This window comes from Stappia sp. ABD4_338 (assembly GCF_056312175.1).
The window spans coordinates 4,035,255-4,058,772 of record NZ_CM149982.1; the positions used below are offsets into that span (position 1 = coordinate 4,035,255).

General features: G+C 68.0%; 21 protein-coding genes. 15 read left to right on the forward strand and 6 right to left on the reverse strand.

Going from position 1 to position 23,518, the window contains the following annotated elements; translation table 11 throughout:
• Nucleotides 1-68: 68 nt before the first annotated feature.
• The 3 genes from ACYX4S_RS18045 to ACYX4S_RS18055 are packed head-to-tail and all read left to right on the forward strand — an operon-like array spanning nt 69 to nt 3,213.
• Complete coding sequence (locus tag ACYX4S_RS18045; protein ID WP_293720554.1) at nt 69-695, forward strand: shikimate kinase; 627 nt, start codon at nt 69-71, stop codon at nt 693-695.
• Nucleotides 692-1,855 (forward strand): 3-dehydroquinate synthase, encoded by a 1,164-nt coding sequence (aroB, locus tag ACYX4S_RS18050; RefSeq protein WP_476361198.1) that lies wholly within the window; start codon nt 692-694, stop codon nt 1,853-1,855. Before ACYX4S_RS18045 ends, aroB begins: the two co-directional genes overlap by 4 nt.
• A gap of 17 nt (nt 1,856-1,872) precedes the next feature.
• Nucleotides 1,873-3,213: an HlyC/CorC family transporter gene (locus ACYX4S_RS18055; protein ID WP_422070151.1), complete on the forward strand. Its 1,341-nt coding sequence runs from the start codon at nt 1,873-1,875 to the stop codon at nt 3,211-3,213.
• Between the two features lie 25 nt (nt 3,214-3,238).
• Here ACYX4S_RS18055 and ACYX4S_RS18060 read toward each other — a convergent pair whose 3' ends face one another.
• Entirely contained in the window at nt 3,239-3,544 is a 306-nt protein-coding gene (locus ACYX4S_RS18060; RefSeq protein ID WP_293720560.1) for a BolA family protein, read from the reverse strand.
• Nucleotides 3,545-3,747: 203 nt separating this feature from the next.
• Here ACYX4S_RS18060 and ACYX4S_RS18065 point away from each other — a divergent pair, with 203 nt between their 5' ends.
• The 6 genes from ACYX4S_RS18065 (at nt 3,748) to ggt (ending at nt 12,081) form a co-directional block, all read left to right on the forward strand.
• Complete coding sequence (locus tag ACYX4S_RS18065) at nt 3,748-4,368, forward strand: J domain-containing protein (protein ID WP_476361199.1); 621 nt, start codon at nt 3,748-3,750, stop codon at nt 4,366-4,368.
• 330 nt (nt 4,369-4,698) lie between these two features.
• On the forward strand, nt 4,699-5,685 hold the full coding sequence (gene cobS / locus ACYX4S_RS18070) for a cobaltochelatase subunit CobS (RefSeq protein WP_293720564.1): 987 nt from the start codon (nt 4,699-4,701) through the stop codon (nt 5,683-5,685).
• Nucleotides 5,686-5,695: 10 nt separating this feature from the next.
• The gene (gene cobT / locus ACYX4S_RS18075; protein ID WP_476361200.1) at nt 5,696-7,585 is read left to right on the forward strand and encodes a cobaltochelatase subunit CobT; all 1,890 of its coding nucleotides are present in this window, start codon (nt 5,696-5,698) and stop codon (nt 7,583-7,585) included.
• Between the two features lie 37 nt (nt 7,586-7,622).
• Nucleotides 7,623-8,642 carry an esterase-like activity of phytase family protein gene (locus ACYX4S_RS18080; protein ID WP_476361201.1) on the forward strand — a complete coding sequence of 340 codons (1,020 nt, stop codon included), beginning with the start codon at nt 7,623-7,625 and terminating at the stop codon, nt 8,640-8,642.
• Between the two features lie 443 nt (nt 8,643-9,085).
• Nucleotides 9,086-10,120, forward strand: a complete 1,035-nt coding sequence (locus tag ACYX4S_RS18085; RefSeq protein WP_293720570.1) for an aspartate-semialdehyde dehydrogenase — start codon at nt 9,086-9,088, stop codon at nt 10,118-10,120.
• A 158-nt stretch (nt 10,121-10,278) separates the two neighbouring features.
• Nucleotides 10,279-12,081: a gamma-glutamyltransferase gene (gene ggt / locus ACYX4S_RS18090; RefSeq protein ID WP_476361202.1), complete on the forward strand. Its 1,803-nt coding sequence runs from the start codon at nt 10,279-10,281 to the stop codon at nt 12,079-12,081.
• Here ggt and ACYX4S_RS18095 read toward each other — a convergent pair.
• The gene (locus ACYX4S_RS18095; protein WP_476361203.1) at nt 12,075-13,292 is read right to left on the reverse strand and encodes an MFS transporter; all 1,218 of its coding nucleotides are present in this window, start codon (nt 13,290-13,292) and stop codon (nt 12,075-12,077) included. The genes ggt and ACYX4S_RS18095 overlap by 7 nt on opposite strands.
• A complete protein-coding gene (locus ACYX4S_RS18100; protein WP_476361204.1) occupies nt 13,289-13,900 on the reverse strand; it encodes a GNAT family N-acetyltransferase in 612 nt (203 codons plus the stop codon). The genes ACYX4S_RS18095 and ACYX4S_RS18100 overlap by 4 nt, the downstream gene beginning before the upstream one ends.
• A gap of 232 nt (nt 13,901-14,132) precedes the next feature.
• Here ACYX4S_RS18100 and ACYX4S_RS18105 point away from each other — a divergent pair, with 232 nt between their 5' ends.
• A complete protein-coding gene (locus ACYX4S_RS18105; RefSeq protein ID WP_422070157.1) occupies nt 14,133-14,621 on the forward strand; it encodes a hypothetical protein in 489 nt (162 codons plus the stop codon).
• Between the two features lie 13 nt (nt 14,622-14,634).
• Here the strand turns inward: ACYX4S_RS18105 and ACYX4S_RS18110 are convergent, their stop codons facing one another.
• Nucleotides 14,635-15,054 carry a hypothetical protein gene (locus tag ACYX4S_RS18110; RefSeq protein WP_293720578.1) on the reverse strand — a complete coding sequence of 140 codons (420 nt, stop codon included), beginning with the start codon at nt 15,052-15,054 and terminating at the stop codon, nt 14,635-14,637.
• A gap of 188 nt (nt 15,055-15,242) precedes the next feature.
• Between ACYX4S_RS18110 and ACYX4S_RS18115 the strand changes: the two genes are divergently transcribed.
• From ACYX4S_RS18115 to ACYX4S_RS18125, 3 genes are all read left to right on the forward strand, one after another.
• Nucleotides 15,243-15,653: a response regulator transcription factor gene (locus ACYX4S_RS18115; RefSeq protein ID WP_476361205.1), complete on the forward strand. Its 411-nt coding sequence runs from the start codon at nt 15,243-15,245 to the stop codon at nt 15,651-15,653.
• Between the two features lie 44 nt (nt 15,654-15,697).
• Nucleotides 15,698-17,881 carry a 3'-5' exonuclease gene (locus ACYX4S_RS18120; protein ID WP_476361206.1) on the forward strand — a complete coding sequence of 728 codons (2,184 nt, stop codon included), beginning with the start codon at nt 15,698-15,700 and terminating at the stop codon, nt 17,879-17,881.
• Between the two features lie 124 nt (nt 17,882-18,005).
• Nucleotides 18,006-18,701 carry an SDR family oxidoreductase gene (locus tag ACYX4S_RS18125; protein ID WP_476361207.1) on the forward strand — a complete coding sequence of 232 codons (696 nt, stop codon included), beginning with the start codon at nt 18,006-18,008 and terminating at the stop codon, nt 18,699-18,701.
• 26 nt (nt 18,702-18,727) lie between these two features.
• On the opposite strand, the gene ACYX4S_RS18130 is transcribed toward ACYX4S_RS18125, so the two are convergent.
• The gene (locus ACYX4S_RS18130) at nt 18,728-19,810 is read right to left on the reverse strand and encodes a YeeE/YedE family protein (RefSeq protein WP_476361208.1); all 1,083 of its coding nucleotides are present in this window, start codon (nt 19,808-19,810) and stop codon (nt 18,728-18,730) included.
• A 250-nt stretch (nt 19,811-20,060) separates the two neighbouring features.
• Between ACYX4S_RS18130 and ACYX4S_RS18135 the strand changes: the two genes are divergently transcribed.
• Nucleotides 20,061-20,963, forward strand: coding sequence for an alpha-1,2-fucosyltransferase (locus tag ACYX4S_RS18135; protein WP_476361209.1), 903 nt, complete (start codon nt 20,061-20,063; stop codon nt 20,961-20,963).
• A 95-nt stretch (nt 20,964-21,058) separates the two neighbouring features.
• Nucleotides 21,059-22,009 (forward strand): glycosyltransferase family 2 protein, encoded by a 951-nt coding sequence (locus ACYX4S_RS18140; RefSeq protein ID WP_476361210.1) that lies wholly within the window; start codon nt 21,059-21,061, stop codon nt 22,007-22,009.
• Nucleotides 22,010-22,036: 27 nt separating this feature from the next.
• Here ACYX4S_RS18140 and ACYX4S_RS18145 read toward each other — a convergent pair whose 3' ends face one another.
• The gene (locus ACYX4S_RS18145) at nt 22,037-23,512 is read right to left on the reverse strand and encodes a M48 family metalloprotease (RefSeq protein ID WP_293720591.1); all 1,476 of its coding nucleotides are present in this window, start codon (nt 23,510-23,512) and stop codon (nt 22,037-22,039) included.
• Between the last annotated feature and the right edge of the window lie 6 nt (nt 23,513-23,518).

Here is a 23,518-nt window from a genome sequence, read left to right on the forward strand (position 1 = left end):
AAGCGGACTTGACGAGGCGGCCACTGCAAGGGCAAAGCGAGGGACGAACACGGGAGGTCGCCAGCGTCATGTCCGCACAATCGAGAGCCCTCGAGGAAGGGCGCGCGCGTCGTCTGGTCGACGCGCTCGATGGCCGCGCCATCGTTCTTGTCGGCATCATGGGATGCGGCAAGTCGAGCGTCGGACGTCGTCTCGCCGGTGCTTTGGAGCTGCCCTTCGTCGACGCGGACACCGAAATCGAGCTCGCCGCCAATCTCACGATCAAGGAAATCTTCGCCCAGCACGGCGAACCCTATTTCCGGGCGGGAGAGCAAAGGGTGATCGCGCGGCTCCTGCGCAACGGTGCCCAGGTCCTTGCGACCGGTGGCGGTGCCTACATGAACGGCGAGACCCGCGCCGCGATCGCCGAGGCGGGCATCGCGGTCTGGCTGCGGGCCGAGCTCGATGTCATCTACGAGCGGGTGCGGCGCCGGCCGACCCGCCCACTGCTCGAGCATCCGGATCCCAGGGGCGAACTCGCCCGCCTCCTGGCCGAGCGCGAGCCGGTCTACGCGGAGGCCGACGTCATGGTCTGGTCCCGCGACGTTCCCCATGACGCGGTCGTTCTCGAGATCGTCGAGGCGCTCGAAGTCCACCTCGGTCTCGCTCCGGTCACGGCCGGGGCGGACGACATCCCGCAAGCGAGTTCCCGATGAGCCTCTCCCCTTCCGCGGCAGCGCCCCGCGAGACTTCCGAGCGCCGCCGCGTGGCGGTGGACCTGGGCGCGCGGTCCTACGACATCCTGATCGGTCGCGGGCTGCTGGCGGAGGCCGGCGAGCGCCTGGCCGAAACGCTTCCCGGCGCCCGTGTGGCGATCATCAGCGACGAGACCGTGGCGGATCTCCATCTCGAGGCGCTGCAGGAGGCGCTGGCGCGGGCCGGTATCGCCCAGACGGCCGTGCTCCTGCCCCCGGGCGAGGCGAGCAAGCGGTTCGAGGTTTTCGAGACGGTCTGCGATCGTGTCCTGGAGGCGCGGCTGGAGCGCGGCGACGCCATCCTGGCGCTGGGCGGGGGCGTCGTCGGCGACTTGGCCGGCTTCGTTGCCGCGAGCGTGCGCAGGGGCATGCCCTTCGTTCAGATGCCGACGACGCTTCTCGCGCAGGTGGACAGTTCGGTCGGCGGCAAGACGGGCATCAACACCCGACATGGCAAGAACCTGATCGGCGCCTTCCACCAGCCGGCGCTGGTGCTCGCCGACACCGGATTGCTCGACACGCTGAGCCGGCGGGAGTTTCGCGCCGGCTATGCGGAGGTGGCCAAATACGGCCTTCTCGGCGATGCGGCGTTTTTCGCCTGGCTGGAGGAGAACCACGGCGAGGTGTTTTCCGGCGGCGAGGCGCGCGAGGAAGCCATCGCGCGCTCGTGTGCCGCCAAGGCCCGCGTGGTGGCGGAAGACGAGTTCGAGGCGGGAAACCGCGCGCTGCTCAATCTCGGCCATACGTTCGGTCACGCGCTGGAGGCCATCGTCGCCTATGACGGCACGCGTCTCGTCCATGGCGAGGGCGTGGCCATCGGCATGCGGCTCGCCTTCACGCTGTCCGCGCGTCTCGGGCTGTGCGCGCCGCAGGACGCGGAACGGGTCGCGCGTCATCTTGCGGCGACCGGCCTTCCCACCCATATCGCCGATGTGCCCGGGCAGATGCCGCCGGCCGACACGTTTCTCGACATCATGGCGCAGGACAAGAAGGTCAGCCGTGGAGCTTTGACGCTGATCCTCGCGCGCGGCATTGGAGAGGCCTATGTCGAGCGCGGTATCGACCGCGAGACCCTGCACGGGTTCCTCGCCGAGGAACTGGCGGGCGGCAAGACCGGCTGACCGAGGGAGCCCTTTGGATGAGTGACGCAAGCTTGTGGCTGTCGGTGATCGCGATCGTGGTGCTTCTGGCGCTCTCGGGCTTCTTTTCGGGCTCCGAGACCGCTCTGACGGCCGCGTCGCGGGCCAGGATGCTGCACTATGAAAAGAGCGGCGACAAACGCGCCGGCGTCGTCTCGGCGCTGATCCAGGTGCGTGAACGGCTGATTGGCGCGCTGCTCCTTGGCAACAATCTGGTCAACATCCTCGCCTCCGCGCTGGCGACCAACGTGCTGTTGAACCTCTTCGGCGATGCGGGCGTGGTGTATGCCACCCTCGTCATGACGGCGCTGGTCCTGATCTTCTCGGAGGTTCTGCCGAAGACATGGGCGATCTCCAACCCCGACCGGTTCGCGCTTGCCGTTTCGCCGCTGGTGCGACCGGTGGTGATCCTGTTTGGTCCGGTGGTGATGGGCGTCGAGGTGATCGTTCGGGCGCTGCTGCGCCTGTTCGGCGTCAACGCCGGCGACGGGTCCAACGCGCTTTCGGCTCATGAGGAACTGCGCGGCACGGTGGATCTGCAGCATCTCGAGGGCAGCCTCGTGAAGGCGGAGCGCGACCGCATTGGCGGCCTTCTTGACCTTGCGGATCTCGAGGTGTCCGACGTCATGGTCCACCGGACCAAGATGCGCACCCTGAATGCCGACGACGATCCGCTGACGCTGATCAACGACGCCCTGGAAAGCCCGCACACGCGCCTGCCGCTCTGGCGCGGGCAGACGGACAACTACATCGGCGTGCTGCACGCCAAGGATCTGCTTCGCGCCCTTGCAAAGGCGGAAGGCGACGGCAGCGGGATCGATCTGGAACAGCTTGCCTCGCCGCCCTGGTTTGTTCCGGAGACGACCAGCCTTCAGGACCAGCTCAACGCGTTCCTCAAGCGCAAGGCGCATTTCGCGCTCGTCGTCGACGAGTATGGCGAGGTGATGGGCCTTGTCACGCTGGAGGACATTCTGGAGGAGATCGTCGGCGAGATTTCCGACGAGCATGATGTGGAGCTCGCGGGCGTGCGTCCGCAGCCGGACGGGTCGATCATCGTCGACGGCAGCGTGCCGATCCGCGATCTCAACCGCGCCGTGGACTGGCGCCTGCCCGACGACGAGGCGACGACCATCGCCGGTCTCGTGATTCACGAGGCGCGGATGATCCCCGAGGAGCGGCAGGCCTTCACCTTCCACGGCTATCGCTTCACGGTGCTCAAGCGGGAGAAGAACCGCATCACCCGGCTCAGGATCCTGCCGCTGTCGAAGAGCGTCGCCGGGTCCGTGCGCCAGGTGGGCGCCGTGGGAGCCATGCCGCCACCGACGGTTCCCGCCAACTGACGTTTGGATCGGCCGGGGGCGTTTCTCAGTCTGGTGCCGAGGCCCGGCCGCCGCCGCGCGGGTCCGGTTCGCCCGGCGCGCGTGCCTCGACCGCCAGGGCGTGCATCCCCTGGTCGAAGGCGGAGGCAAGGCAGGTGTTGACCGCCCGGTGCCTGGCGATGCGGGTCATGCCCTCGAAACCCGGCGCGACGATGCGGACCCGGAAGTGGGTTTCCCCGCCCTCGCGCCAGCCGGAATGACCGCGATGGCGCTCGGATTCGTCGATCACCTCAAGGTGTTCCGGGGAGAAGGCGTCGGCGAGGCTCTGCTCGATATGGTCTCGAATGCTCATGCCCATTCATGTGCAGCCAATTTTGCCTTAGTCAAGATCTTGCCGAAGCGGGCGATCCGCGCCTATCTATGCAGCTTCCGCGTCCGGCCGGACCGCTCGATGCCCGCCGGACCTTCCCTTTCCCGCAGCCCCGCGCGGCAGCGGGATCCCGCCCGGCTGCTGTGGCCGGCCGGATCGAGACCACGGACAACGGACACGGACCGGTGACTTCCGATATTTTCGACCGGATACGCATCAAGCCTCGCACGGACGAGGAGGTCCGCGCACGGGCGAACGAGCGCGTCTGCGACTGGGAAGGATGCGCGGCGCCGGCCGCTCACAGGGCGCCGAAAGGGCGCGGGGCGGAAGGCGACTATTATCATTTCTGCCTCGAGCACGTGCGTCAGTACAACAAGTCGTACAACTACTTCTCCGGCATGGACGACGACGAGACGCGCGCCTATCAGCGCGATGCGCTCACCGGTCACCGGCCGACCTGGAAGATGGGCGTCAACGCCAAGGGCGCGGGCGCCAAGGCCTGGTCGGACATGGATCCGACGGAGGCGGCACGTGCGCGGGCCGAGGCGCGGAGGCGCGACAGCTCGTCGCGCGGCGGTGGCGACCGGGACGGCCCGCGCCGACCCAAGGTGAAACCGCTGGAAGCGAAGGCGCTCGACACGCTGGGGCTCCCCCACACGGCCCGGGATGCCGAGATCAAGTCGCGCTACAAGGACCTCGTGAAGCGCCTTCATCCGGATGCCAACGGTGGCGACCGCTCGCTCGAGGACCGTCTTCGCGAGATCATCCAGGCCTATTCCCTGCTCAAGAAGGCGGGTCTTTGCTGACACATGCCGGTGCCTGCGGCGATGCTGGCGCGGGCAACCATTTTCGCTTGGCCGCGCCGGACTGTGGGGCTAGTGTCCCCAAGCCGTGCTTCGTCCGCTCCGGGGGCACTGCCCGGACGCCAAGTCGGCTTCGAGAAGGACGTTCGCAGACGCACGATTCCCGCGTGGCATTCGTGTGGATCCCGGATCCGGCCGCCGCCCCGCGCGCGAGGGTGCAACGGGCCTGGCCCGCCGGTCCGGAAACGGACGTTCCTGCCGGTTTCCGTCCGCAGACGCGGACTCAAGATTAGCTGTCCCGGCCCCGTTCTCCCGCGGGCCAGCGGAGGATCCATGACTGACACGACGATTTCCGCCGAGAACCTGCCCGACACCACCGTTTCGGTGCGGGAGGTGTTCGGCATCGATACCGACCTGACCGTTCCCGCCTACTCGACGCCCGGCGAGCATGTGCCGGATCTCGACCCGGACTACCTGTTCGACCGCCAGACGACGCTTGCGATCCTGGCCGGCTTCGCGCGCAACCGCCGCGTGATGGTCACCGGCTATCACGGCACGGGCAAGTCGACGCACATCGAGCAGGTGGCCGCCCGCCTCAACTGGCCCTGCATCCGCGTCAACCTGGACAGCCACATCAGCCGTATCGACCTTGTCGGCAAGGACGCCATCGTCCTCAAGGACGGACAGCAGATCACCGAGTTCCGGGACGGGATCCTGCCCTGGGCGCTGCAGAACAACATCGCCCTCGTGTTCGACGAATACGACGCGGGCCGTCCGGACGTGATGTTCGTGATCCAGCGCGTTCTGGAGGTCTCCGGCCGCCTGACGCTGCTCGACCAGAACCGCGTCATCCGCCCGCATCCGGCCTTCCGCCTCTTCGCCACGGCCAACACGGTCGGCCTCGGCGACACCTCGGGCCTCTATCACGGCACGCAGCAGATCAACCAGGGCCAGATGGACCGCTGGTCGATCGTGACGACGCTGAACTATCTGCCGCACGACAACGAGGTCGAGATCGTGCTGGCCAAGGCCAAGCACTACCAGAGCGAGGAAGGGCGCAAGACCGTCTCGCGCATGGTCCGCCTCGCCGACATGACCCGCAACGCCTTCATCAACGGCGACCTGTCGACGGTGATGAGCCCGCGCACGGTCATCACCTGGTCGGAAAACGCCGAGATCTTCGGCGACATCGGCTTCGCGTTCCGCGTCACCTTCCTCAACAAGTGCGACGAGATGGAGCGCACGCTGGTGGCCGAGTTCTACCAGCGCTGCTTCGGCGAGGAACTGCCGGAGTCCGCCGCCAACGTGGTGATGAGCTAAGCGACTGAAAATGCGAAATCCGCCTTCCGAGAAGCCGAAGCCGACCACTGAGCCGCTCAAGCGGGCAATCGGGGAGACGATGCGTGCCATCGCCGGCGATCCGGAGCTGGAGGTGCTGTTCACCTCCGACCGGCCGTCGCTTTCGGGGCACACCGCGCGCCTGCCGGAGCCGGCGCGCCGGCTGAGCGAGGCGGAGATCGCGATTACCCGCGGCATGGCCGACTCCATGGCGCTGAAGCTCGCCTGCCATGATCCTGCGCTGCACCGCAAGCTGGTGCCGCAGGGCGACATGGGCCGGGCGATCTTCGACGCGGTCGAGCAGGCCCGCTGCGAGGCTGTCGGCGCCAACCGGATGCCGGGCGTTTCCGACAACCTGTCGGCGATGCTCGAGGACCGGTGCCGCAAGGCCGCCTATTCCGACGTGGCGAGCCGCGAGGACGCCCCGCTCGAGGAGGCGGTCGCCTATATGGTGCGCGAGCGGCTGACGGGCCGTCCGGCACCGAAGGCGGCCGAGCCGATGATCGGCCAATGGCGCTCCTGGATCGAGGAGAAGGCGGCCGACGCGCTCGACTCGCTCGCCGAGAGCATGGAAAGCCAGCAGGACTTCGCCCGGCAGGTGCGTTCGGTCCTCTCCTCCCTCGACATGGACGACGAGTTCGGCGACGCCGGCGAGGACGACGAGGCCGAGGGCGAGGACGGCGAGGGCAACACCGATCGCGGCGAGACCTCCTCCGAGGGCGAGGAAGACGCCGGCGAGGAGGAAGGCGCGCCGCAGGAGACGGAAGCCTCCGGCGAGGAGATGGATGCTGGCGAGACGGACGGTCTCGATGGCGATCTGGAAGAGCTGACCGACGACGAGAACGCCGAGCAGGCCGAGGAGCCCGGCGAGAGCCCGCGCCGGGACATGCCCTTCTCCAACCAGCCTCCGGGGCCGGACTACAAGGTCTTCACCACCCGCTTCGACGAGACGGTGACGGCGGAGGAACTCTGCGACACGGCCGAACTGGACCGGCTGCGCGGCCATCTCGACAAGCAGCTCGTCAACCTGCAGGGCGCGGTGGCGCGGCTCGCCAACCGGCTGCAGCGCAAGCTGCTCGCGCAGCAGAACCGCTCCTGGATGTTCGACCTTGAAGAGGGCCTGCTCGACACCGCGCGTCTCATGCGCGTGGTCATCGATCCCATGCAGCCGCTGGCCTTCAAACAGGAGAGCGACACCAATTTCCGCGACACGGTGGTGACGCTTGTCCTCGACAATTCCGGCTCCATGCGCGGACGGCCGATCACGGTGGCCGCCACATGCGCGGACATTCTGGCGCGCACGCTGGAGCGTTGCGGCGTCAAGGTCGAGATCCTTGGCTTCACGACCCGGGCGTGGAAGGGCGGCCAGTCGCGCGAGGCGTGGCTTGCGGCCGGCAAGCCCGCCCAGCCGGGCCGTCTCAACGACCTGCGCCACATCATCTACAAGTCCGCGGATGCGCCCTGGCGGCGTGCGCGACGCAATCTCGGCCTGATGATGCGCGAGGGGCTGCTGAAGGAGAACATCGACGGCGAGGCGCTGGACTGGGCGCACAAGCGTCTGCTCGGCCGTCCCGAACAGCGCAAGATCCTGATGATGATCTCGGACGGCGCGCCGGTCGACGACTGCACGCTCTCGGTCAATCCGGGCAACTATCTGGAGCGCCACCTGCGCTATGTGATCGACGAGATCGAGAACCGTTCTCCGGTCGAACTCATCGCCATCGGCATCGGCCATGACGTGACGCGCTACTACTCGCGGGCGGTGACCATCGTCGACGCGGAGGAACTGGCCGGCGCCATGACCGACCAGCTCGCGGATCTGTTCGACGACCTGACGACCCAGCCGGTGCGCCGTCGCGGGCGGGGACGCAGTGGCCGCTGAGTGCCGCCGGGCAGCGGCATCGGGGCTCCCGCACTTCTTGGGACGGGTCGCCACGGTCCTTCTCGTGGTGCTCGGGCTCGCGCTTGCCGTCTCCTGGCCCGAGGCCGGTGCACGTGCGGCCACCATTCCCGCGCAGGATGTCACGGTGCGGGTCAAGCGCATCGAGCATTTCTCGATCGGGCGCGACACCGACGGCTACGGGCCGCTGACCTTTCTCGGCGGTCTCGAGGTTCTCTCGGGAAACCGCAATCTCGGCGGGCTGTCTGGCCTGATCGTGTCCGATGACGGATCGCGGATGCTTGCCGTCACGGACAATGCGCTCTGGGTCGACGGGCGCATCGACAGCAACGCGGACGGTCGTCCCACCAACCTGCGCGATGTCCGCATCGCACCGATGATCGGGCCGAACGGCATTCCCCTTCTCAACCAGGACCGGGGCGACACCGAAGCGGTCACGCTGGACCGGCGGGCGGGTGAACTTCTCGTTTCCGTCGAGCGGGTGCACGAGATCTACGCCTTCCCCTGGCCATTCGAGCCGGAGGCGCGCGGGCGCCGGATCGCGCTGCCCGAGGGCATCAGCCATCTGCGGTCGAACAAGGGGATGGAGGCGATCGCCTCGGTGAGCGAGGGACCGCTTGCCGGAACGTTGCTCGTCATCGCCGAGCGGGGGCGTGACAACGCGGCGGACATGCCGGGCTTCCTGATCGGCGGGCCGCGCCCGGGCACCTTCACCGTGGCACGCGATGCCTCCTATGATGCGACCGACCTGGCCATGCTGCCGAATGGAGACGCGCTGCTGCTGGAGCGCCGCTTCACGCTGCGCCACGGCATCGGCATGCGGCTTCGCCTCATTCCCGCCGCCGAGATCTTTCCCGGCGCGCGCGCGGTTGGCACCGTCCTGCTCGAGGGTGGCTTCACCGATCAGATCGACAACATGGAAGGCCTCGCCGTTCATCGCGATGCGCAGGGGCATACCGTTCTGACGGTGGTTTCCGACGACAATCGCTCGATCCTTCAACGCACGCTGCTGCTGCGGTTTCGCCTCGACCTGCCCTGAGACGTGGCTCTCCGGCCCGGCGTCAGGGCCTTGGGGGCGCGCCGGCCTTCCTGTTGACAATCGCCCGGGATGGGGCCATGTAAGCGGCGTTCCGGTTGACGCGACCTGCTCCCGCGGGCGGCAAACGGCCGGACAATTCGCACGGATTTCCTGATCATCAAGGATCCCATGTCCGCTCGTCGTGCCCCTGCTGCCCCGGTTTTCCGCGCTGCCTTCGCAGTCATGGATGCCGTGCGCGCGCATGGTGGCAACCCCCGCGCATCTGCCGCGACTGTCTCGGCAAAAGCCGGCCTGACGACGACGACGACCCGCAAAACGACGTTCTGAAGGCCCTCCCGTTCCGAGCTCCCCCGGATCGACGGGGGACCGGAAGGATCCCGGACCGCTGGCATGACGCCGTCGCGGGCGGGTGAGCGGGGAGCGCCAGGAAGGGAAACAAGTCAATGGCTTACAAGATTGCAGTCGTAGGTGCCACCGGCAATGTCGGCCGGGAGATGCTCGACATTCTCGAGGAGCGCGGTTTTCCGGCGAGCGAAGTCGTTCCGGTCGCCTCGCGCCGCTCCCAGGGTGTCGAGGTCTCCTATGGCGACAAGACGCTCGTCTGCCAGGCGCTCGAGAACTACGACTTTTCCGACGTGGACATCTGCCTGATGTCCGCCGGCGGCTCGGTCGCCAAGGAGTGGGCGCCGAAGATCGCGGCCAAGGGCTGCGTCGTGATCGACAACTCCTCGGCCTGGCGCTACGACGCGGACGTGCCGCTGATCGTTCCCGAGGTGAACGCCGACGCGATCACCGGTTTCACCAAGAAGAACATCATCGCCAACCCGAACTGCTCCACCGCGCAGCTCGTGGTGGCGCTGAAGCCGCTGCATGACGCGGCCGGCATCAAGCGTTGCGTGGTCTCGACCTACCAGTCCGTCTCCGGTGGCGGCAAGGACGCCATGGACGAGCTGTTCAACCAGACCCGCTCGGTCTTCGTGAACGACCCGATCACGCCGGAAAAGTTCACCAAGCGCATCGCCTTCAACGTCATTCCGCACATCGACGTCTTCATGGAGGACGGCTACACCAAGGAAGAGTGGAAGGTGCTGGCCGAAACCAAGAAGATGCTCGATCCCAAGATCAAGCTCACCTGCACCGCCGTGCGCGTGCCGGTCTTCATCGGTCACGCGGAGTCGGTCAATCTCGAGTTCGAGCGTCCGATCACGCCGGACGAGGCCCGCGACATCCTGCGCGAGGCGCCGGGTATTCTCGTCGTCGACAAGCAGGAAGACGGTGGCTACGTCACGCCCTACGAGGCGACCGGGGAGGACGCGACCTATGTCAGCCGCATCCGCGAGGACGCGACCGTCGAGAACGGCCTGAACCTGTGGGTCGTCTCCGACAACCTGCGCAAGGGCGCGGCGCTCAACACCGTTCAGATCGCCGAGGTTCTGGTGAACCGTGGCCTGATCTCGCCGAAGAAGGCCGCTGCCTGACCTAACGGCGCCTTCATCGGACGGACTTTCGACGCGGCCGGAGTGATCCGGCCGCGTTTTCGTTTGCGGGCTTGGCAGTTTTTGCGGCTGGCCCGGAACGGCCGCCGGGTTCAAACTCGCCTCCATGCAGCGCATTGCGCGACAAGGAGGATTTCCCGATGACGCATCTTCATCGACGGGCGCGCCCGTCCGGGCCGCGACTTGCATCACTCGTCGCGGGTGTCGCCCTCGCGCTTGCCGCGAGCCTTCCAGGTGCCGGAGCCCTTGCGCAGGAGGCCGGCGGTCCGCCGCCGGCTCCCATCCTGTCCGGCAGCGACCGGTTTCACCCCGTGCTTGCGCGAAACGGCATGGTGTCCTCGCAGGAGGCTATCGCCAGCACGGTCGGACGCGACATTCTGGCGGCCGGAGGCAACGCGGTGGATGCGGCTGTGGCGACCGGCTTCGCGCTTGCCGTCACGCTGCCGCGCGCCGGAAACTTGGGCGGTGGCGGTTTCATGATGATCCACATGGCCGGAGCGGATGGCGCGGCCGGTGAAACCCATGCGCTCGACTATCGCGAACTCGCGCCGGCCGGCGCCTCGCGGGACATGTTCCTGGATGAGGAAGGCAATGCCGACAGCAACAAGTCGCGGTACACTGGGCTCGCGATCGGCGTGCCGGGAACGGTCGCGGGGCTCGCCGCGGCGCATGAGCGCTTCGGCAGCGGCCGTTTCACGCTGGGTGAGCTGATCGCGCCGGCGATCGCGCTTGCCAGGGAGGGCTTCCCCGTCTCGGACGATCTCGCGGGGTCGTTGAAGCGGGTGCATGAGCGCCTGTCGAAGGACGCCGACGCGGCGGCGATCTTCTACAAGGAGGATGGCGGCTTCTATCGCACCGGCGAGATCCTTAGGCAGCCGCAGCTTGCCGCTTCGCTGGAACGGATCGCGCGGGAGGGCGTTTCCGGCTTCTACGCGGGGCCCGTGGCCGAGGCGGTGGCGGCGCGTGTCGCGGCGGCCGGCGGGTCGATGTCGGTCGGGGATCTTGCGTCCTATGAGGCGAAATGGCGGGCGCCTGTGACCGGAAACTACCGGGGTTACGAGATCGCCTCCATGCCGCCGCCCTCCTCGGGCGGCGTGCACATCGTCGAGATCCTCAACATGCTCGAACCGCATGATGTCGCCGCGTCCGGGTTCGGTTCGGCGAAGACCATGCACCTGATGGCGGAGGCGATGAAGCGCGCCTATGCGGACCGCTCGGAATATCTCGGCGATCCGGATTTCGTGGATGTGCCTGTGCGCGGGCTCACCTCGAAAGACTATGCGGCGCAGCGGATGGCGGACTTCGATCCGGAACGCGCGGCGGCGGCGAGCGAGATCCGCCCCGGGGACCCCGCCCCCTACGAGAGCAACGAGACGACCCACTTCTCGGTGATCGACAAGGACGGCAACGCGGTCTCCAACACCTACACGCTGAACTTCTCCTATGGCGTCGGCATGGTCGCACCCGGAACCGGTATCCTGCTCAACAACGAGCTCGATGACTTTTCGGCAAAGCCCGGTGTTCCCAATGCCTACGGGCTGATCGGCGGCGACGCCAATGCGGTCGCCCCGCGCAAGCGGCCGCTGTCCTCCATGAGCCCGACGCTGGTTTTCCGGGACGGCCGGCCGGTGATCGCGACCGGCTCTCCCGGGGGCAGCCGGATCATCACCACGACGCTGCAGGTCATTCTCAACGTGGTCGACCACGGCATGAACATTGCCGAGGCGAGTGCGGCGCCGCGCATGCATCACCAGTGGCTGCCCGACGAGATCCGGATCGAGGAGGGCTTCTCGCCGGACACGCTGAAGCTTCTGGAGGGCATGGGCCACACGATCGCCGAGAAGGCGACCATGGGCTCGACCCAGTCGGTGATGGTGGTGCCGGGCGGGCTCGCCGGTGCGGCGGATCCCCGCCGGCAGGGATCGCTTGCGACCGGCTACTGAGGCGTGCCGCCGGCCTCGCCTGCCACGGGGCGGGGCCGTTCCCGGCGCAGGAGTGTCGCCACCAGCAGCGCGCCATAGGTGAGCGCCAGCAGGATGGGCAGGCCGATGGTGCCCACGGCATCGATGGCAAGTCCCGCGAGTGCCGGTCCGGAAAAGCCGCCCGCGCCCCACATCAGCGCGAAGGCCGCATTGCCGGAAATCAGCATGGCGCCCGAGTACCGCCGGCCGAGTTCCATCAGCGCTATGGTGTAGATGCCGTAGGCGGCGGATCCCCAGACGAAGAGCATCGCCCAAAGGGCAAGCGTGCTGGTGATGAGCACCGGAAGCAGGCCGGCGCCCAGGATCGTCAGCAGGCACAAAAGCACCATCATCCGCCTGGGGCCGTGCCGGTCGGCGGCCGCGCCGATGGGGACCTGGAAAAGGATGTTGCCGACGACCATGATGGCGAGCGCGGTTGTGATGGCGCGTTCGTCCAGTCCGTGGGCGAGACCATAGACCGGCAGGATCGTCAGGATCGCCTGATCGAAGGCGGCGGCCGTCGCCGTGACCGCCATCAGAAAGATGATCTGCGGAACAACGCGGGCCAGCGATCCGCCGTCATGCGCCGAGAAGCGCGGCAGGCGGTTGCGGATCGTCGCGATGAGCGTTGCGCATACCAGCGTGATTGCCACGCAGAGCGCGAAGGGGGCGAGCGACTGGGTTCCGGTGATGCCGAGAATGGCGGGACCGGCCGCGAAGCCGGCGGCGAGCGCGGTCGCGTAAAGCCCGAGCATCCGGCCGCGGATGCGGTCGGGGCTGAGCTGGTTCACCCAGGTCTCGCTGGCGATGTAGAGCGTGTTGATCGCAAGCCCCATCAGGAAGCGCAGCGGAAACCAGATCCACACGGACTGGAACAGGCCCACGGCGGCGAAGAGCACCACGAGCGACAGCGCGGCGACCAGCGCGAGGCGTGCCGCGCCGTGCCGTGCGGCAAGGCCGGGAATGAGCGGAGCGGATACGAGGAGTCCGCAGGCCATCATCGCCGCGTTCGCGCCGATCAGCCAGGCCGGAAGGCCCTGGCGTTCGAGAATGAAGGACAGCAACGGATAGGTCAGGCCCTGCGCGAGGCCGAAAACGGCGACGATGAGCAGCACCACGGCCATCGCCGGCCGGTCAAGGTGGCGCGGCGCCGTATCAACGGCGTCGTCGGGGCTTGCGTCGTCCGGGCTCACGCGTGACCGCCTCCCTCGACGTCGAGGGTCATCGAGGTCGCCGTGCGAAAGCCGAAGATATGGCGGAAGGGCCCCAGGTCCCGCGTGCCGCTCGCCTTGAAGCCGAAACGTTCGTAGAGCGCGCGGGCCCTCGGGTTCGTGTCGATCACGTCGAGCCGCACGAGCTTTTTGCCGGCGGCGCGCGCGATGCCCGCCACGCTCGCCAGAAGGGCGGTTCCGATGCCCTGTCCGCGCGCGTGTCCCGCCACCGCGATCCCGTCCATGGCGAGCGTGTCGGGGGCCTCCTCCTTTTCGAGAAGCGACAGGCCGAACACCCGCCAGGTGGCGCCGCCGAGCCCGAAGCGGGCCCTGAAGTGGGTGAAGCGCGGCGCGAACAGGCCGGCACCATCGAGGTGATAGCCGCTTACCCCCGCGATCCGCCCGTCGAGAATGGCGGTCACGGCACGGTCGGCCCTCAGGTGGGGGGCGAGAAACTCGGCCGCCCCGGCGGCCGTGCCGAAGAACGGGGCGAGCTTCTGGGCCAGCGCCTCGCAATAGATGCGGGTCGCCGCCGCTTCGTCGCCGGCGCGTACGCGGGGGAGGATCTGGAGCTCGTGTCGGTCGGTCATGGGGTGTGCGGGAACTTCTGTTTCAGGACGGGCCGGCGTGCCGGCGCGCCATCCTGCCCGAGCGCGGGGATCAATGCCAGCCCCGCGCGATTCGTGGGGCGGCTTCCCCTCTGGCGCGAAACGGTGTTGCGGGGTTTCGCGCCGGGGGAATCCGGTTAAGTTCGCGGGAATGCCAACCTTGCGGGTGTGCGGGACAAGTCCGCCGGCCCGCCCGCCGCCGAAAGTTCTGTTCATGCAGGAGCTCGCGCCCCTCCTCGACTATTTCGCCGACTCCTCCGTGGCCGCCTGGCTCGCGGGATCCGCCGACCTGCGCGAGGCGGTGAGGGTGACGCATCTCCTGTCGGCGGTGCTCTTCGCCGGCGCGCAGGTGATGCTCGATCTCAGGCTGATCGGTCTGTGGCAGCGCGTGCCGCTGGAAGACCTGCGCCGGGTGCTCGGCGGCATGTCCTGGTGGATGCTGGCGATCTGCGTGACGAGCGGTCTGGCGCTCTTTTCCCAGCGCCCCTTCGCCCATTCCTCCGACCAGGCGTTCCAGGCCAAGATGGTCATTCTCGCCCTGTTCCTGCTCAATGCGGTGCTTCTGCGCTTCGTGCCCGCCTGGAGGTTTCTGGCGGAGGTGGACTCACGCGGAACCATTTCCCGGTTCCGCACCGCCGGCATCGTGTCGCTGGCGCTTCTGGCGATGCTCTTCGTCGTGATGCGGTGGCCCGGACTGCTTTGAGCGCGCGCGTGCCTTACTGAGCGCGGCGGTAGAAGCCGGTGTTGACGATCTCGCCCTCGCCGGGAACCACGACGGTTTGCTCGATCTCCAGCGTCGCGCCGTCCTCCGAGAGCATCCGCCTGGCGGTCATGAGCACCCGGCCGTTGCGCGTGGCCTGGGAGGTCAGGGTCCGCTCGTTCTCGAACGTCAGCGTCAGCCGGTCGGCCAGGCCGCTTTCCGAGAGGCGCTCTCCGGGACCGCCGGGAACGCCGGTGATCTCGCCCTCCACGGTCTCGCCCTCGGAGGTCACCACCTGATGGCGGATGGTGACGAGGCCGAACTCCTCCTCGATGCGGCAGGTCGCGGCCTTGGGCAGGTCGCTCTGGTCGAACTCGCTCTCGTCGAGATCGAGGACCCAGGTGCCGAGAAAGGGGGCAATGCTCTCGCCGGTCATGTGCCGTTTCGCCTCATGCGATGACTGTGGGTGGATGGCCGCCCTTGTAGCGGAGAGGACGCGGTCTGTCATGCCCCGTGGGGCTGTCCGGCAGACGCCGCTCCCTGAGCAGCTTCACGTATAGACGAAGGGTGTTCTGGAAACCGGCGGTCACCGGGACCATTATATGGCCCCGGGAGGACTTCATCATGACCGCGAACGTGCTCATCGTGGACGACGAGGCCGCGCTGGCCGGCTTTCTCAAGGAAGTGATCGAGGCGGACGGCTATGCCGTGCATCTCGCCGCTTCGCTCGAGGAGGCGCATCGGCGGCTGGCCGAGGCGCGCCCTGATGTGATGCTTGTCGATGCGGCATTGCCCGACGGAAACGGTTACGCGCTGTGCCAGGACGTGCGCGGGCGCTCCGAGACCGCGCGCCTGCCGCTGGTGTTCATGAGCGCCGTGTCGAGGCCCGTGGATATCGAGAAGGCGCTGGCGCTCGGGGCCGACGCCTTTCTCGGCAAGCCTTTCCTGGCCGGGGACCTGACCCGGACACTGGCGCGCCTGACCGGCAGGGACACCATGACCGGCCGGGATGCCGTGGCCAGGCTCGACGCGTGACGCGGGCCGTGTCCCGGGACGCTCCCTCCTCGTCCGGCGGGGACATGCCGCGCCCTTCGGGACGGCAAGGAGGGGTTGAGCGCTGGAGCCTCAGGTTTCGCATTTTTCTGTTTTTCGCGCTGATCGTCGCGGGGATCCTGGCGGTTCTCCTGGGCGCCGGGCTTTATGTCGCGCGGGGCGGGGCCGAGGACCTGGCGGATCGTCTGGCGCTTGCCGGTCTGGTGTCGTGTTTCGTGCTCGCCGGCCTGGTCACCTGGGTCTGGCTTAAGTTCGACGATCACGTCGCCCGCCCGCTTGAGCGGTTGGGGGCGGAACTGAGCGCGGCCGTTCACGCCGGCGCGGAGGTTCCGGCGGAAGATGCCCGGGCCCGTTATCTCGGCCTTATCGCGCCGGCCCTGCGGGAGGCCTCGCAGGAGCTTGCGACGGCGCGCCGCGACGTGGAGGCACGGGTGAGCGCGGCCACGCGGGAGGCCGAACGCCAGAAGGGGCGGCTCGAGGCGGTGCTGCGCGATCTCGAACAGGGGGTGGTGATCTCGACCCTCGACCACCGTATCCTGCTCTACAACCGTTTTGCCCGGAGCCTGCTTGAAAGCGCGAACGGGGCCTCCTGCGGTCTTGGCCGGCCGCTGACCGACCTGTTCGTTGCCCAGCCGCTGCGTCATGCGCTCGAGCGGCTCACCCGCCGGTTCGCCAGCCGCCGCCACGAGACCCACCGGGACGGGCTGGCCGCGCCCTTCATCTCGGCCACGGTCAGCGGGCACGAGAGCGTGCGGGGCCGCATGTCGCTGGTGCTCGATTCCGAGGGGACACGGCCGATCGGCTATGTGGTCACCTTCGACCGGGTGACGGACGAACTCGCGGCCGGAATCTGGCGCGACCGCCTGCTTCAGGACGTGACACGCGACATGCGCCAGCGCGTCGCCGCGCTTTCCATGGCGGCCGAGGTGCTGTTGCGCCGTTCGGCGGCGACAGGCGAGGCCGAAAGCGGTGACCTTGCCGGCCTGCGCGAGACCGTGGCGGAGGAAACCCGGGTCCTTGGCGAGCGTCTCGACCGGCTGGACCAGGTCGCGGGCGACCTCCTGTCCGGTGCATGGCCGATGACGGAGGTGTTTTCGACCACCCTGCTCGACTGTATCGCGGCGCGGCGGTCCGAGGGGCGCACCCTCACCTTCGAGAGCGGTGGCGACACGCTCTGGCTGTCCTGCGACAGCGCGTCGGTGGTGGAACTCGCGGACCGCATCGTCAATCGCATCGCGGTGGAGACCGGCACGCGGCATTTCCGCCTCGTGATGAACCGCCGGGCGTCCGGGGCCTCACTCGACATCCTGCACGAAGGCGCGCCGATGTCCGTGGCGCTGCTGGAAACCTGGCTCGACGAGGCCCTGGACGACAGTCTCGGAGCCATGACCGGTCACGACGTGCTGAGCCGGCACAAGACCGAGATGTGGCCGGACCGGGACGAGGCGGGCACGGCGCGGGTGCGCCTCCCGCTTGCGCTGGCACCGGGACGCGAGGAGCCGGCTCCGCGACAGGCGCCGCTTTCGCCTCTGGCGGAACGGCCGGAGTTCTACGATTTCGACCTTTTCGCGCGTCCCGCGCCCGCCTCCATGGGCGAGGCGCCGCTGCGGACCCTTTCCTTCGTCGTGTTCGATACGGAAACCACCGGGCTCGAGCCTTCGCGCGGCGATGAACTGGTGTCCATCGCCGGGGTGCGCATCGTCAACGGACGGGTGTTGCGCTCGGAGGCCTTCGACACACTGATCGATCCGGGCCGTCCGATTCCGGCCGCCTCGACCCGCGTTCACGGCATCACTCAGGAGATGGTGGCTGGCGCGCAGGCCGCCGGCGAGGTCCTTCCCCTCTTTCACCGGTTCGTGGGCGACAGCGTGCTCGTTGCTCACAATGCCGCGTTCGACATGACCTTCCTGACCCGGAACCGCAAGGCGTCGGGCGTTGCCTTCGACCAGCCGGTGCTCGACACGGTGCTGCTTGCGGGCCATCTGTTCGGCGCGGGCGAGAGCCTGACGCTCGACGCGCTTGCGGAGCGGTTCGGCATCGTCATCCCGCAGGAGGCGCGCCATACGGCGCTGGGCGATGCGCTGGCGACCGCCGAGGTCCTGCTCAAGCTCTTCGGTCTGCTGGAGGCGCGCGGCGTCGTCACGCTGGATCAGGCGATCGAGGTGTCCAACCGGCAGGTGAGCCTGCGTCGGCGCCAGAAGGGGTATTGACGCGACCGTTGCCGCGTCGACGCCTTCATGCGGGAAGAGCGACAAGCGATACCGCCCTTGACCGATGCGCGGCCGGCGGGCCAGGGTTCGCCCACCCCTCCTCTCCCGACCGGAGTCCTCCGACATGCGCCAGACTGTTGTTCTCACCGGTGCCAATCGCGGCATCGGCCTCGCCCTTGCCCGCCTGTTCGTGACGTCTGGCAACTGGCGGGTCGTCGCCGGCTGCCGCAATCCCGACAGCGCGCCGGAACTGGCCGCGCTTGCTTCGGAAAATCCCGACGCGCTTGCCGTTCACGCGCTTGATGTCGCGGACCCGGCCTCCGTTTCCTCGTTCGTCGCAGCCATCGGTGAGCGGCCGGTGGACCTGCTGCTCAACAATGCGGGTGTTCTCGGCAAACACCAGAGTCTCCACGATCTCGATTTCGAGGCCTGGGACCACGAGTTTCGCGTCAACACGATGGGTCCGATGCGGCTGGCGCTGGGTCTCCTCGACAATCTGCGCAAGGGTACCGATCCGCGCATCGTGACGATCTCGAGCCAGATGGGGTCCATGGCGCGTCCGCGCGGCGGCGCCTATGCCTATCGCTCGACCAAGGCGGCCTTGAACAAGGCGATGCAGGGCCTGGCGCTCGATCTTTCCGATGATGACATCTGCGTTGTCGTCATGCACCCTGGCTGGGTGCGCACGGACATGGGCGGCTCGGGAGCCGATATCGCGGTGGAGGAAAGCGCCGGCGGGATCTTCTCAGTCGTCACCGGGCTGAAAGCCGCCGATACGGGCCGCTTCCTGCAGTGGAACGGCAGCGAACACGACTGGTAAGGCCGGGATCTCCCGCCGGGCAGTCCTCAGGGGGCGAGCGGATCGGCGGCCGCCCTCTGGTCGGCGATCCGGTCGACCAGGAGATCCGTCAGGCCGGCGGCCGCCCACATGGCAAACAGGGTTGCCCATGCGGTCAGCGCGAAGATCGAGCCGCCGGTGACGCCGGCTCCCACGGCACAGCCGCCGGCCAGCATTCCCCCGAAGCCCATCAGCACCGCGCCGACGATGTAGCGGCGCATGGAATGGCCGTCGCGGAAGCCCTCCAGTTTCCATTCGCGGAAGAAGAGCGCCATCAGCGCCGATCCGATGAAGACGCCGGGCACCAGACCGACATCGAAGTCGATGTTGGATCCGGGGGGCGTCAGGACGACCATCAGCGTGTCCGCGGAGGGGCCGGTGAAGGTCATGCTCTTGACGCTCATGGGCGTGAAGGCCTGCGTGGCGAGTTCGTAGGTGAACCACCAGCCGACGGCGACCGTGGCACCGACGCCGGCCGCGCCCAGCCAGCCGCGCGGCGACAGACGGGCGCGCAGGGCAAAGCCGATCGTGCCGACAATGAAGAGCGCGCCGATCGCAAGCCCGGAGCCCTCCGGCAGGCGGAACATGGCCAGGAGGTCGAGCGCTTCGCGACCGCCGACGGTCCACATGCCGGCGATCCGGTCGCGCAGCGGTGACAGGATGCCGTGGATGGAGGCCTCCGCCGTGACGGCAAAGATCAGCCCGGAGAGCAGCGCGCGCAGGTTGCCGGTCGCCGACAGCACGAGCAGACGGCTGGCGCAGCCGCGCGCGAGCACCATGCCGCAGCCGAACATGGCACCCCCCAGAATCGCGCCGGAGAGTGAGCCCCGGGCGGCGAACTGGCGGGCCTCGGACACGTCGAGGGTACCCTGGAAGATCAGGAGCTGGGTCAGGAACACGGCACTGGAAAAGGTGATGAGCCAGATCGCCACCCGGCTTCCGATCTCGCCACGGGCGAACTCGACGGCGGCGGCGCGCAGGCAGAAGCGGCTCTTCTGGGCGAAGGCTCCGAAGGCGATGCCGATGAGAAGCCCGCCAAGCGCGGAGGTTTCCGCCTCCCCGATGGTCTCCATGAGGCCGGTCAGGTCCATTTCCGCCTCCTCCCGCCGCGCTCATGCGACCGGGTGCGCACCGTTCAAGATATTCGCAAGATTGAATGCATGATTCCCCCGCCCCGGCCTTGATCCTGGTCAATCCGGCCCGGCTGGCGGACGCAGCGGCGGCATGGGTGCTTGTCGCGTCGCGCGCGGACGACTAAGACGTTGGCCGCCGGCCGGGCGTGTTCACGCGCGCGGCACGCGGCACGGGTATCATGCAGGGACTTGCGGCTTGGACCAGGACATGACGAGCGATGCGACGCGGGGAAAGGACGGCGAGGCACCGGCTCCCCTCTGCCTGCGAGTTTGGGGCGGCCTCGGAAACCAGATGTTCCAGTATGCGGCCGGTCATGCCGCCGCGCGGCGTCTCGGAACGCGACTGCTGATCGACCCGCTGGAGATGCCGCTCGATCATGCGGCCCTGGGTCTCGACCTTTTCGGGATCGAGCCCGAGATCTGGCGGCCCGAGGGGGGCGGCCTCCTTGGCCGGCTTCGCTCCGGTTCGGTGAAGCCGAAGAAGAGGCACCGGCTCTGGCCGGGTCCGGTGTTCATGCCGGACAGCTTTTGTCATGCCGACGGTTATTTCGAGATCGGTCCCGGCACCTATCTGGCCGGATATTTCCAGTCAGAGCGTTTCTTCTCCGATTGCGAGGGCGAGATCCGCGCGCTGTTCGACCTGTCGCGCGTCGCGCCGACCATCGAGCCCGCACTTCTGGCGGCCGCGAACGATCCGGCGAGTGTTTCGGTGCATGTGCGTCGCGGCGACTACATGACCAACCCGAATGCAACCAGCGTGCACGGGCTTCTGGGGCGTGACCACTATGACCGGGCGATGGCGCTGGCGGAGCGGCTTGTGCCGGGCGCGACGTTCGTCGTGTTTTCCGACGACATGCAGGCGGCGGACGATCTCACCGCCCACTGGCCCAACCGTGTGCTGGTGCGCGACCAGTCGCGAGAACAGGACCTTTTCCTGATGAGCCGCTGTGCGCACCACGTCACGGCCAACTCGAGCTTCAGCTGGTGGGGAGCGTGGCTCGGCCGCAATCCCGAGCGCCAGGTGATCGCGCCGCGCCAGTGGTTCGCGCGGGACGAGTTGCGAAAGGTCTATGTGGACGAGCTGTTTCCGCGCGGCTGGATCCTGATCTAGGGTGTGGATCCGCAAACGGGGCGACGTTCCGCGCAACAACACGCGCATGCCCTTTCGGGCCGCACGAAACCGAAGATGCAACAAGGACAAGCCGCATGAAGCTCTGCGTGGCGATCTGTACCCGTGAACGCCCGCGCCTGCTGCGCGAGTGTCTGAACTCGGTCGTCTCCCAGGAGGTTCCGGAGTGGGTGAGTGCCGATGTCGTCGTGGTGGAGAACCACGACCGTGAGACGTCGCGCGGGGTCTGCGAAGAGGTGTCGCGGGAGAGCGGCTGGACGATCCACTACGTTCTCGAGCCCGAGCTCGGCATTCCCTTCGCGCGCGACCGTTGCGGGGTTTTCGCCGAAGCAGCCGGCTACGACCGGGTGCTTTACGTCGATGACGACGAGGTTGCCCACGCGGGTTGGCTGAAGACCATGACGGAGGCGACGCGCAGTCATCCGGCCGAGGTGCACTACGGGCGCGTGCTCTACACGTTCCCGCCGCAGACGCCCGCGTGGATGTTGCCGAAGCAGGTCAACAAGCGCGCGACCGGTACGGTCCTGACGAAAGCGGAAGGCCATAACACGCTTGTGGAGACCCGCGTGTTCCGGGACACGGACAAGGGCGGGCTGGGGCTGCATTTCGACGGCTCCATGCGGTTCACCGGCGGCAGTGACACCGATTTCTTCACCCGTGTCCATGATGCGGGCGGACGGATCATCTGGATCGGCGAGGCGGTGGTCGAGGAACTCGTGCCGGAAAACCGGATCCGGCTCGGCTGGCAGCTCAACCGGACCTTTCGCGTGGCGGGCAACATCTCGCGCCTGCACGAGAAGCGCTCGGGGCGCGCCGCTGCCATGCGACGCAGCCTCGTGAAGGGACTGGGGCGCCTTTTCGGCGGGCTCCTGTTCGAGACACCGCTCGCGATCGTGATGATGGTGACGCCCGCACGCGGCAAGCGGCAGGCGTTCAAGGCGGCGAAACAGATCGCCTCGGGTCTGGGGTCGCTGGCGTATCTGACGGGGTTTCAGGCCCAGCCCTATCGCAAGGTGGACGGAAACTGACGCCTGCGGCCACGGCTCGCCCGCCGATCAGTCGACCACCAGTTTCAGCGGCGTTCCGGCGGGAATGGGCTGGCCCGGCTCCACCTGGTTCAGGATCGTGAACAACTCGAGGCGGCGCTCGGGCTCGACCCCACTCATGCCCACGGCAAGCCGCTCGGCGGTGTCGCCGGCATCGGCGCGGATCACCTTGATCCTGAGCGGACGCAGGCGCACGACCTCGGTCGGCGTGAGTTGGCGGAAGGTGTCGAGCGTGCGTTCATAGTCGCTGTTGAAGGTGCTGCCCCCGTTGCGCGAGGCGAAGATGAAGCGATAGCCGGTGCGCCCGATGCGCACCACCGCAATCCGGAAGGACCAGCCGTCGGTCACGGCCGAGGCGGTCACGGCGGCGAGCCCGTTCACCGTGTGCTCGCGCACGCTGTCGCGCACCAGCCCGTTGATCCAGCCGCTTGTCATGTAGGCGGTCAGCGACTCGAAGTCGGTCAGATCCGTGCCGTCGAAGCGCAGGGCCGTTCCCTGGGGATTGCTGGCGAGCACCGCTTCGGGCGAATTCTCGAGCACATATCCCGGCGGCGCGGTGAAGGTGATGCCAAGCGCCTTGTGCAGGAACGTCCGCCCGCGAATGAAGCCCTCGAGCGGATCGTCGCCATAGAGCATTCCGTCGATCTTGGTCAGATAGGCGTCACGGTCTCGTTCGCCGAGGCCCGGGGCGCCGATCTGGCGGGCGGCGCGCACAGCGGTCTGGATCCGCTCCGGCGTGGAGGGGTGCGAGGACAGAAAGTCCGGTGCGCCCTTGCCCGCTCCGGCCGCGCTCTGGAACGCGGCGAAACGGCCCATCGCCGTGAGGAAACGGGCGGCGGCGAAGGGGTCGTACTTGGCGCGGGCGAGGGTTCGCACGCCGACCGCATCGGCTTCCAGCTCCTGGATCTGGGAGAAGCGGGCGAAGGACAGCTGCGAGGAGATGATCGCGGCCTTGGCCTGGTCGGGATCGCGCACGACATTGCCGAGCACGCGGCCGGCGAGTTCCGTCGCCTCGGCGCGCTGCTGGCGCTTGATGGCGTGGCTGGCGGTGACATGGGCCATCTCGTGGGCGAGAACGGCAGCCACCTCCGAGGTGTCGGTGGCAAGCGCAAGCAGCCCGCGCGTGACATAGAGATAGCCGCCCGGCAGCGCGAAGGCATTGACGGCGGGCGAATTGAGGATGGTGATGCGATAGGCCTGCGACGGATCGTCGGAAGCTTCGACCAGTCGGCCGACCACCTGCGCGACGGCACGTTCCGCGCCGCGATCCTCATAGACGCCGCCATAGGTCGCGACGACCCGGGGGTGCTCGCGCGCGCCCAGATCGGCCGACAGGCCGGGGCGAAGGGTCCCGGGCTTCGCCGAGCCGATGTCGATGGGCGAGGAGCCGGAGAACTGGCAGCCCGTGAGCACGCCCGCAAGCAGCAGGGCGGCTGTGGCGCGCAGGGCCGTGCCGAGGCCTCCGCGAAGCACGCCGGTGCGCATCAGGCC

Coding starts and splice junctions, on each gene's coding strand:
- ACYX4S_RS18045 (WP_293720554.1), top strand. CDS start 69: ATGTCCGCACAATCGAGAGCCCTCGAGGAAGGGCGCGCGCGTCGTCTG.
- aroB (WP_476361198.1), top strand. CDS start 692: ATGAGCCTCTCCCCTTCCGCGGCAGCGCCCCGCGAGACTTCCGAGCGC.
- ACYX4S_RS18055 (WP_422070151.1), top strand. CDS start 1,873: ATGAGTGACGCAAGCTTGTGGCTGTCGGTGATCGCGATCGTGGTGCTT.
- ACYX4S_RS18060 (WP_293720560.1), bottom strand. CDS start 3,544: ATGAGCATTCGAGACCATATCGAGCAGAGCCTCGCCGACGCCTTCTCC.
- cobS (WP_293720564.1), top strand. CDS start 4,699: ATGACTGACACGACGATTTCCGCCGAGAACCTGCCCGACACCACCGTT.
- cobT (WP_476361200.1), top strand. CDS start 5,696: ATGCGAAATCCGCCTTCCGAGAAGCCGAAGCCGACCACTGAGCCGCTC.
- ACYX4S_RS18085 (WP_293720570.1), top strand. CDS start 9,086: ATGGCTTACAAGATTGCAGTCGTAGGTGCCACCGGCAATGTCGGCCGG.
- ggt (WP_476361202.1), top strand. CDS start 10,279: ATGACGCATCTTCATCGACGGGCGCGCCCGTCCGGGCCGCGACTTGCA.
- ACYX4S_RS18100 (WP_476361204.1), bottom strand. CDS start 13,900: ATGACCGACCGACACGAGCTCCAGATCCTCCCCCGCGTACGCGCCGGC.
- ACYX4S_RS18105 (WP_422070157.1), top strand. CDS start 14,133: ATGCAGGAGCTCGCGCCCCTCCTCGACTATTTCGCCGACTCCTCCGTG.
- ACYX4S_RS18110 (WP_293720578.1), bottom strand. CDS start 15,054: ATGACCGGCGAGAGCATTGCCCCCTTTCTCGGCACCTGGGTCCTCGAT.
- ACYX4S_RS18115 (WP_476361205.1), top strand. CDS start 15,243: ATGACCGCGAACGTGCTCATCGTGGACGACGAGGCCGCGCTGGCCGGC.
- ACYX4S_RS18120 (WP_476361206.1), top strand. CDS start 15,698: ATGCCGCGCCCTTCGGGACGGCAAGGAGGGGTTGAGCGCTGGAGCCTC.
- ACYX4S_RS18125 (WP_476361207.1), top strand. CDS start 18,006: ATGCGCCAGACTGTTGTTCTCACCGGTGCCAATCGCGGCATCGGCCTC.
- ACYX4S_RS18130 (WP_476361208.1), bottom strand. CDS start 19,810: ATGGACCTGACCGGCCTCATGGAGACCATCGGGGAGGCGGAAACCTCC.
- ACYX4S_RS18135 (WP_476361209.1), top strand. CDS start 20,061: ATGACGAGCGATGCGACGCGGGGAAAGGACGGCGAGGCACCGGCTCCC.
- ACYX4S_RS18140 (WP_476361210.1), top strand. CDS start 21,059: ATGAAGCTCTGCGTGGCGATCTGTACCCGTGAACGCCCGCGCCTGCTG.
- ACYX4S_RS18145 (WP_293720591.1), bottom strand. CDS start 23,512: ATGCGCACCGGCGTGCTTCGCGGAGGCCTCGGCACGGCCCTGCGCGCC.